This window comes from Bacillus sp. JJ1474, assembly GCF_036965225.1.
Taxonomy (GTDB): Bacteria; Bacillota; Bacilli; order Bacillales; family Cytobacillaceae; genus Cytobacillus.
Map to the genome: position 1 here is coordinate 1 of NZ_JBALPC010000242.1, position 9,465 is coordinate 9,465.

Consider the following 9,465-nt stretch of genomic DNA (forward strand, 5'->3'; position numbering starts at 1 on the left):
GAAATATTTTAATTGAACGGAGTCTTTCTATGAATACTGTATTAACGCAGCCGTCAGCAGCACCAGTAATTCAGGCACTTCGATCTATTGGCTATAATGCCAGCACTGCTATTGCTGATTTGATAGATAACTGCCTGGATGCAAAAGCATCAATAGTTAATATTAATTTTGATTATGGCGATTCAGATGGAATGATCAGAATAATTGATAACGGATTTGGAATGAATGAAGAGATGCTTCAGACTGCTATGAATATTGGTTCTAAGGATCCTCGTGCAAAAAGAAGCACCAATGAACTCGGACGATTTGGAATGGGTCTTAAGACAGCATCATTCTCTATGGGAAAGCGATTAAGTGTGCTTACAAAAAGAGAAGGCCAATATTTTGAGAGATGCTGGGATTTAGACCACGTATCTGAATGTAATGAATGGCAGCTTTTCACAAATATTCCTGAAGAAGTTAAATTAAAAATGGGAGAAATACTAGAAGAAAGCGGCACAATTGTCTGCATTGATAAGCTTGACCGTTTCATGGGATATGGAGGCAAGCGAAAATTAAAGGAAACCAGCTATTATAATAAAGTGTCCCGAATAAATAGACACTTGGAATTTGTCTTCCACTCTATTCTTGAAAAAAACGAAGTGAAAATGTTTATTAACGGAAAAGTGATTGAGCCATGGGATCCGTTTATGCGATATCATCAGAATACAATTGAAGGCGAAACACAGATGCTTCGAATTAATGATAATAGAATTAGAGTCCAGTATTTTATCCTGCCTCACGCTTCTAACTTAAATGAGCCGGAGTACAAAAAGGCAGGCGGATATAAGGGCTGGCGTGATCATCAAGGTCTGTATATATACCGTGAGAATCGGCTGCTTTACTTTGGAGATTGGATGGGGATGTTCCCAAAAGATGCAGCTTCCCAGCTTGCAAGGGTTCGTATCGACCTGCCTAATACTGCTGATTCTGATTGGCAGGTAGACATAAAGAAATCAGGCATAAACTTACCTGAGGATGCGAAAAAAAGGCTAGAGACCATTTCTGCTATTGCAAGGAAAGTGTCAAGGGATATATTCTATTTCCGGACTCAGACAGGTTCCACTAACCAGACATTTAAAGGAAGTCTGAATACTTGGGAACAGTCAGGAAGCGAAGATGGCCCGCAACTTATTCTAAATAGGAATCATCCAATTTTATCAGAGCTCCTTAAGAACTTGGATGACGAAAATGCAAAGCTATTAAACTTGTATCTTAAATTTGTGCAGCTTGGCTCGCCAAGTAATATCATAGATTCTCCAAAGGTTCCCGAAGAACAGGTTCAGGAGGTGCAGGATAGTCAGAGAGAGCTGGTTATCCAGTTTGCTGCTTCCATGTTGATGCTTAATGTAGCAGACAATGAAGAACAGCTTCTGAATATTTTGATATCACAGCCGGCATTTGACGGGTTAAATCGGGCAACATTGAAAGCTATAATAACGGAGGCGAATTTGTTTGTCAGTAATTGATAATAAGAGTCTATTTGAACAGACCTTTACAAATAATTATTATCTGCTTAAAACAGTATCTTCAACGCAGGAAGAAGCTGCAGAGAAAGCATTAGAATCAGCTAGGATGCTAGCATCTGGGTTTGGCCCAATTGATGATGTAATGTTTCAAAAGTGGTCACTTGAAATGTTTAAGAAATACAAAATTGGTTTAGAGGTTCCAAAGGATTATGTCATGCGGAATGGTAGAGAAAAAGGCTGGTTTAAGCCTCAAATGGCAGCGAGCGGATTTTACTGGACTAGGTACCGCAGATATCTCACTGAGGTAAAAAAATGGCCATTGGAGGCTGTTCAAGCAATTGACGAGACAACAAATCAAATTATGGCTTCAATTGGAAACCCTAAATCTATGGAGCCATTTGATAATCGAGGTCTTGCATTAGGGTATGTTCAGTCAGGGAAAACAGCCAACTTCACAGGACTTATCAATAAAGCCTATGACTTAGGCTATAAATTGGTCATTGTATTATCTGGTATTCATAATGACTTAAGAGCCCAGACACAGATTAGGCTGAATGAAGAAGTGATTGGCAACCGGACAGATAAGAATGGCAATCCGATTGGAGTTGCCCAAATATATTCTAATACAGCAGATCATATTATCTCCTCCTGGACAACAGATATTAATGATATTAAGTCCAGCCAAAGAGGCACAAGCAATCTCAATGCTCCTACTTTAATGGTTGTGAAGAAAAACAAAACAGTATTGGAATCGCTTAGAGATCAGCTAATCAATCACCGTGATTTATATAATCTGGATATTCCTATCCTTATAATAGACGATGAGGCTGACCAGGCATCTGTTGATACTTCTAATCCGGACAAAAACGAAGATCCAAAAACGATTAACCGGCTAATCAGGCAAATACTTGAGGTATTTAACCGAAAGGCTTTTGTTGGCTATACAGCAACACCTTTTGCAAATCTTCTTATCAGTAAAGAGGGGAGAACCGAGGAAGAGGGAGATGACCTCTACCCGAAAGATTTCCTTGTTGGTCTTCCTAAACCGAAGGAATATTGCGGGCCTGAAGAGTACTTTAATGTAGAAGAAGATGCAGATGACACAAGGCCAAGTCTAATTCGTCCACTGAGACAGGAAGATCTTGATGTATTTACTACTATAAAAAAGAAAACAGATGCTGATAAATTCGAAGAAGTGCCGCCGCAAATGCGAGAGGCAATCTTGGCATTTTTACTCGCTATTGCCATTCGTAATTTGAGAGGGCAGAGAAAAAAACATAATTCCATGCTTATTCATACATCACGCTTCAAGGATGTTCAATCAAGTGTGAAAGATGAAGTCTGGCGGACTTTTGATGCTATCTCAAAACAGCTGCAGTATAATCCTGAAAGCAGTGTGATTGCTGAACTTCAAGAGCTGTATGAAAATGACATTCGTCTGACTAGCAGAGAATGGCCAAATGAGAATCATCCTGATTTCAGCTGGGAAGATGTATATGAAGAACTAAGAAAGTGCAGTGAGAGTATTCAGGTATTTGAAATAAACGGTAACAGCCGGGATGCTTTGGACTATCATCAATATAAAGAAGATGGATTAAATGTAATAGCTGTCGGCGGTGACAAATTATCAAGGGGACTTACGCTTGAAGGATTAAGCATCACTTATTATTTCCGGAATACGCTTATGTATGACACACTCATGCAGATGGGCCGCTGGTTTGGCTATAGAAAAGGCTATATGGATCTCTGCCGTATTTACACGTCAGAAGAGATTGCTTCAAATTTTGAGCATCTGGCTATCGCGATGATCCAGCTTCGCCAGGAGTTTGACCGTCTTGCTGCAATGGGAAAAACCCCCTCTGAATATGCAGTCAAAATGCTGAGTCATCCAACAATGATGCTGACAAGCCCATTAAAGATGAGAAATGCCGTATCTTCAAATGTGATTTATGCAGGTACATTGCAGCAAACACGGCTATTTGACCCGAGTGAACAGGTGCTTAAAGGAAATATGGACGCCACTGTTAAGTTAGTTAACAAGCTTCAATTAGAAAAAAACACTTACAGAAAAACGAACTACTTTACAGCATCTGACGTTAATGCAGAACTGATTAAAGAGTACTTGTCAGAGTATCAGACCGCTGACAGTACCATTGTGAATTCCGTATTGATTTCTGATTATATTGACCGTGCTAATAGAAGTGGAGAGCTAGTAAAGTGGACTGTTGCAGTGGTTGAAGGAGATCCTTCTGTCAGCTCAGGTCTGGCAGAGTACCCTGTTGAAATAGGAAAACTAAAATTAAAATCAGCTGCTGCCCTCGGGAAGAAAGTGACCCCGCCGGTAAGCAAGGATCAGATAAGAGACATTGGGGCAATTGTATCTCCAAATCATGAATACATTGACCTTGACCCTGAAGAGATAAAGGGAATAAAAGACCGGACAGAGAAACGAAGAATCCGTGACAAAGAAAATGGATTAATCCTAATATACCCTTTACATCCGCAAGTGCCGATCTTCGAAAGTCTGGATGTGGAATTCTCTTCAAAATTAGTGCCAATTGGAATTGCATTTTCTTTCCCTGGCACTGAGATTGATGATACAAGTGTCTACCAGACTAACAAAACTGTATAAATAACTTTATTTAAGGAGAGTAGCTGTGATTAACCTAAAAATAGAGTTTGAACAAATGATCAAGGAACTTAAAAGCCAAGATGACAGTGAAGTCTATAAGCTTAATGTCCTTACTTACGAGAATCCTGTCATGTTTGCTGGAATTGATCCAGCCAATCATCATCGCCAGCTTTACATTGACTTGGGAACCGAACCATGGGCGGATGATCAGGAAAAAGCCTTGCCGAAATGGCGCGGGATGTCTGTGAAAATTGAGTACTTTGAGAAGGTTTTTCTTTTAAAACAGCATTATTTTCTCGTTATCAGGCAAGAAGATGAACAAAGCTCAGAAATTTTGGACGTTGTCCTTCAGAACCTTACTGATCATTTACTGGCTGAAAATGAAGAGTCTCTTTTCTCCACAGTTTATAGGGTGCTCGATAAATGGAGAACCTTTTTCCAGCGAGGCGGGTTCAAAAGGCTTTCAGAAGAACAGCAAAGAGGGTTATTTGGAGAATTATGGTTTATAAATGAATGGCTTGATAAAAACCCTGGACAGCCCCCGCTTATTATTGAGCAGTGGGAAGGCCCTACAAGAGGTAGAATTGATTTTAAAGGAAGCCGATGCGGTCTTGAGATTAAAACTGTCATTGATAAATTATCTAAAACTATTAAAATATCTAATGAAAATCAGCTTAAATTAAGTGAAGCTGTGTCATCTATATTTCTTTATGTATGTTTTCTTGAGCAGAGCAGAACACACGGATTGTCTCTTCAGGAACTCGCAAACCAAGTTCGGAACAAAATAGCAGAAAGGTCCGAAAGAATTGCACTCTTATATTATGATCTAATGACGGACCTTGGTTTTAGAGAAGAAGAATACGCTGATACTCTGTACTTTGTAGAAAAGACAGAAGTCTATGAAGCAGGGGAGGATTTTCCCAGACTGCTAAAGGAAGATCTCCCTAAGGGTATTTCTCACGTAACATATAATATCGATCTTACTCATTGTTCGGAGTTTGAGAAAGATCAAGAAGCCATATACCAAATGTTTAGAGTGGAAGGATAAAAAATGGTAGAAACTAGACAAAGAAAAGAATTTCTCATCGATTTTATGGAGGAGCTAGAAGAAAGGGCGGCTAAAACAGGGAGTTATCAGGTTCCATTTCTTGAAAAAATGCTGTCGTTTATGGAAAGGCCTGATGATCCTGAAATTTTGATCCCGCCTTATTTAGATACAGCAAAGAATATTGCAGTCAATGCTTATTCCTTTGACGATGAGAATAATATATTAGACCTGTACGTAACGGATTATAATTTTGAACAAAATGAAGATGATCTACTTACAGTTAACATGACTGCAGTAACAGAGACTGCCAATAAGGCAAAACGATTTGTAACAAACGCAAAGTCACTTATGCAAACTATTGATCATTCATTAGAAGCTTTTGACCTTGCTAAGATTATTTCGAATGAGATGGATAATCTTAACGAAATTAACATCTTTGTTGTAACAAACATGTACTATTCTTCTAATAAGCCTGTAGAGATGTCAATCCCTGGTATTGAAACAGTCAATGTACAAGTTTGGGATATTGATCGTATTCAGCAGCTCATTACTTCCGAACAGGCTATTGAAACAGACTATATTGATTTTGAAAAGGATTATGGTGAAACCTTTGAAATGATGTTTGTTCCAGATCCTGCGAATGGGATTAAGGAATTTGACTGTTATGTCGGATACATTTCAGCAGAACTACTAGCAAAAGCATATGATGAATGGGGACAGAAATTAGTTGAAAGAAACGTCCGCTCGTTCCTCCAAGCGAGAGGAGGGACAAATAAAGGTATAAGAGATACACTAAATGATCCTTTTCAGCGTAAAATGTTTGTAGCCTATAACAACGGTATTTCAACTGTAGCCCGAACTGGTGATTTTGAAAAGGTAAATGAAGGTGTAAACCAGTATAGAGTAAAGGGTCTAAGCGGCTGGCAGATTGTTAATGGAGGACAAACTACAGCTTCTATTCATAAGGCTTATAAAGAAGGAATTAGCCTGCAAGATGTTTATGTCCAGGCAAAGCTTACTATTCTTCAGGTTAATGAATTTGTTACAAAAGATCAGCATTTGTTAGAAGATGATATGATCTCAAGAATTTCACAATATGCAAATACACAAAACAAAATAAACAAATCAGACCTTCTCGCCAATACCCGGTTTATGTCTGATTTAGAAAAGTTCTCACGAAATATTTGGATTCCTGCACTTGATGGCAGAAGACCAGAGAATAAATGGTATTTTGAACGTGCAAGAGGCCAGTATATGGTAGATATTAGCCGAAGAAATCGCGGAAAGGAACAAAGCGATTTCAAAAAGCAGTATCCTAAAAATAAAGTACTGACAAAAGTAGACCTTGCGAAATATTTCATGTCATGGGAAGGTTATCCTCATGTTTCAAGTAAAGGCGGAGAGGAAGCTTTTAAAAAATTCATGGATTTGAACAAAAGTTTTTGGAGCGGCAGTACGCAGGACAAAATAACTCTTTCTGTCTATCAAAAATTAATCGCAAGAGCAATCATTAATCAGCGCGTAGAAGAGATTGTTAATGAAATGAAGCTGAGAGGCTATAAAGCGAATGTTATTTATTATACAGTCGCTATGCTGCATCATTTGTACAGCGGGCAAATCGATTTAGTTGCAGTTTGGGAAGAACAATCTTTATCTGATAAATGGGATGAAGTTATTAGAATCATTACTGATAAGACCTTATTCTATTTAAAAGACTCAGCTGGTGAACGAAATGTTACTCAATGGGCAAAACAAGAGGCGTGCTGGATACAATATAAAGATTCATGTTCGAAAGAATTAAGTAATTTAATTTAAAACATGAAAACACCCTTATCTTATTTCAGCAAAGAGTTGGGTGTTTTCATTTTGAATTTTGTGCACTTTTAATAAAGTCAGCAATCATTTCTATGGTTTTTTCAAAGTCCTGTTTAAACTCGTGTTCCCAAATGCGGAGTACTCTCCAGCCATTCTCAATGTAAAAGCTTGTTACCTCTTTATCCCTGCTTTTATTTCGAAAGAGTTTATTCATCCAATAATCTTGGTTTGATTTCGGCATATTTCCATGAACGGGGCAGCAGTGCCAGAAACAGGAATCAATAAATATGACAACTTTGTATTTTTTAATGGAGATATCAGGTTTTCCAAACATTCTTGTATTTTTTCTGAATCGAAACCCTTTCTTCCAAAGTGCTTTCGTAACAGTGTTCTCTAGCTGCGACTGTGATTTAATAGCTTGCATGTTTTTGGAGCGTTGTTCTTTGGTTATTTTTTCAGGCATTGAATCACTTCCGTCTTTTATAACTATTAAAAATATTCCCTTAAAGGTACTGGCTTAAACATGATCAAATCCCTTTTAATATTAGTAGTTTTATTATGGTATAATTGAAAAGTTACTTAAAAAAGACTTGAACAGAACATTCGTTCTGTTACAATGTAATTAGAATTTACTACTTCATGTAGAAGTGAGGTTTTTAAATGGATAAACTAAAAGTAATGGATCTTTTTGCAGGAGCAGGCGGTCTCAGCAATGGATTTGAACAGACTGGAAAGTTTAAAGTTAAGGTTGCTGTAGAAATCAATGATTATGCAAGGGAAACATACAAAAGAAACCATGAAAATGATGTTATTTTACATAAAGATATCACTCAACTGGAGTATGTAAATAACGAAGGAGAACAGAAGCCAGAATACAAAGATATTGATGTAATAATCGGAGGCCCTCCATGCCAAGGATTTTCCAATGCAAATAGGCAGCAAAATACACTAATTTCTTCAAACAATCAGTTAGTAAGAGAATTTATTCGTGCAATAGAGGAATTAAAGCCAAAAGCATTTGTTATGGAAAATGTTAGAACATTAGAATCTGAAAAACATAAGTTCTATCTAAATGATAAAGATGAAGCAGAATTAAAAAGATTAAATATTGAGCCATCAGAAGAACATATTAAGATTGGATACAGAAATTCATATTCAGGGAGATTAAAAGATTTTCTTTTCAATGCTCATCAAAAAAAGATAGATTTAAAACCTTATATGGTGAACAAAGAGCTTTTATCTAAGCTAAACTCTTTGTTAAAACACGCTAGAAACCAATCGAATAGAGCCTTAGTGGAATTCATTAATAAGGAAACAAATCAAAAATATTTTACAAGAATTATCAATAATCATTGGCAGGAATCACATCAAGAGTATTGGGACAACCTTTACCATTTAGATTGGGCAGATCTGGGTGAGATGCTTAAAAACTTAATTGAAAAAAATGATTTAAATCTTTACGATTTAAAGAGCAGATTAGAAGAGATTGTTGAAACTCAAAAGGTCATTAATAAAATATCTGAAATAATTCAGAACCATGTAATACTGTATGATATTAAAGTTAATGAGCATGATTTTCAAATTACTATAAAATCTTTTAATGTTTTTAATTATATTAAACGAAAATTCTCGGACCTGGGTTATAATTTTAATGAAGATCAATACATTTTCAATGCAGCGCGATATGGAGTTCCACAGGAAAGAAGAAGACTGATTTTGATGGGAGTCCGAAAAGACTCTTTAAAAGCTGAAAAGGTAATAACTCCAAAACCTTTATTTTCAAATAAAGAGGATTTTTATAAAATATATGATGCGATTGGGGATTTAGAGAAGTTAGCCCCAAATACTGATGTTAAAGAAGATGAAATGGACAGGGGACCCAATACGCCCATTCTTGGCAGTCCATTAAATGAATACCTTAACAATAATTGCAATCAAAAAATTTATAACCATGTACGGACAGAATCCAGGGATGTTGCTGTTAAAAGATTTCAAGCTCTAAAAGAAGGACAAAACTTCCACGATTTAGAGGAATCATTAAAAACTACCTATACTGATCATAGCAGGACTCAAAATACTATTTATAGAAGACTATCATACAGTCAGCCGGCAGATACAGTTGTAAATGTTAGAAAATCAATGTGGATACATCCGGTAAAAGACAGAGCTATCAGCATTAGAGAGGCTGCAAGATTACAATCATTCCAAGATTCCTATAAATTTTTTGGATCGAAGGATTCTCAGTATCAGCAAATTGGAAATGCTGTTCCTCCAATCTTGGCAAGGTGTATAGCAGAAGGGTTATTGGAGTCGTTAGGAATAAAGTTAGAGGTTAATACTAAAGATATAATACTTCCGAAGCAAATGGTGAATACAGGAAAACAAGAGGTCCATTGACCTAATAATCTATAAAAGAAGCTACATCCGATGGATGTAGCTTCTTTATTTTTCAATAATTAAAT

The 9,465-nt window shown here is 36.9% G+C and carries 6 protein-coding genes; 5 read left to right on the forward strand and 1 reads right to left on the reverse strand.

What is annotated here, in order from left to right:
* Positions 1-29: 29 nt before the first annotated feature.
* The 4 genes from V7164_RS23355 to V7164_RS23370 are packed head-to-tail and all read left to right on the forward strand — an operon-like array spanning position 30 to position 7,003.
* Complete coding sequence (locus V7164_RS23355) at positions 30-1,508, forward strand: ATP-binding protein (protein WP_335355387.1); 1,479 nt, start codon at positions 30-32, stop codon at positions 1,506-1,508.
* Entirely contained in the window at positions 1,495-4,140 is a 2,646-nt protein-coding gene (locus V7164_RS23360; RefSeq protein WP_335355382.1) for a Z1 domain-containing protein, read from the forward strand. Before V7164_RS23355 ends, V7164_RS23360 begins: the two co-directional genes overlap by 14 nt.
* Before the next feature lie 25 nt (positions 4,141-4,165).
* A complete protein-coding gene (locus V7164_RS23365) occupies positions 4,166-5,188 on the forward strand; it encodes a PD-(D/E)XK motif protein (RefSeq protein WP_335355383.1) in 1,023 nt (340 codons plus the stop codon).
* Positions 5,189-5,191: 3 nt separating this feature from the next.
* A complete protein-coding gene (locus tag V7164_RS23370; protein ID WP_335355384.1) occupies positions 5,192-7,003 on the forward strand; it encodes an AIPR family protein in 1,812 nt (603 codons plus the stop codon).
* Between the two features lie 46 nt (positions 7,004-7,049).
* Here V7164_RS23370 and V7164_RS23375 read toward each other — a convergent pair whose 3' ends face one another.
* Positions 7,050-7,466 carry a very short patch repair endonuclease gene (locus V7164_RS23375; RefSeq protein WP_335355385.1) on the reverse strand — a complete coding sequence of 139 codons (417 nt, stop codon included), beginning with the start codon at positions 7,464-7,466 and terminating at the stop codon, positions 7,050-7,052.
* Between the two features lie 197 nt (positions 7,467-7,663).
* Here V7164_RS23375 and V7164_RS23380 point away from each other — a divergent pair, with 197 nt between their 5' ends.
* Positions 7,664-9,400 carry a DNA cytosine methyltransferase gene (locus V7164_RS23380; protein WP_335355386.1) on the forward strand — a complete coding sequence of 579 codons (1,737 nt, stop codon included), beginning with the start codon at positions 7,664-7,666 and terminating at the stop codon, positions 9,398-9,400.
* Positions 9,401-9,465 lie beyond the last annotated feature (65 nt).

Excerpts from the sequence above, each read along its gene's own strand:
- V7164_RS23355 (WP_335355387.1), top strand. The coding sequence starts at position 30 with ATGAATACTGTATTAACGCAGCCGTCAGCAGCACCAGTAATTCAGGCA.
- V7164_RS23370 (WP_335355384.1), top strand. The coding sequence starts at position 5,192 with ATGGTAGAAACTAGACAAAGAAAAGAATTTCTCATCGATTTTATGGAG.
- V7164_RS23375 (WP_335355385.1), bottom strand. The coding sequence starts at position 7,466 with ATGCCTGAAAAAATAACCAAAGAACAACGCTCCAAAAACATGCAAGCT.
- V7164_RS23380 (WP_335355386.1), top strand. The coding sequence starts at position 7,664 with ATGGATAAACTAAAAGTAATGGATCTTTTTGCAGGAGCAGGCGGTCTC.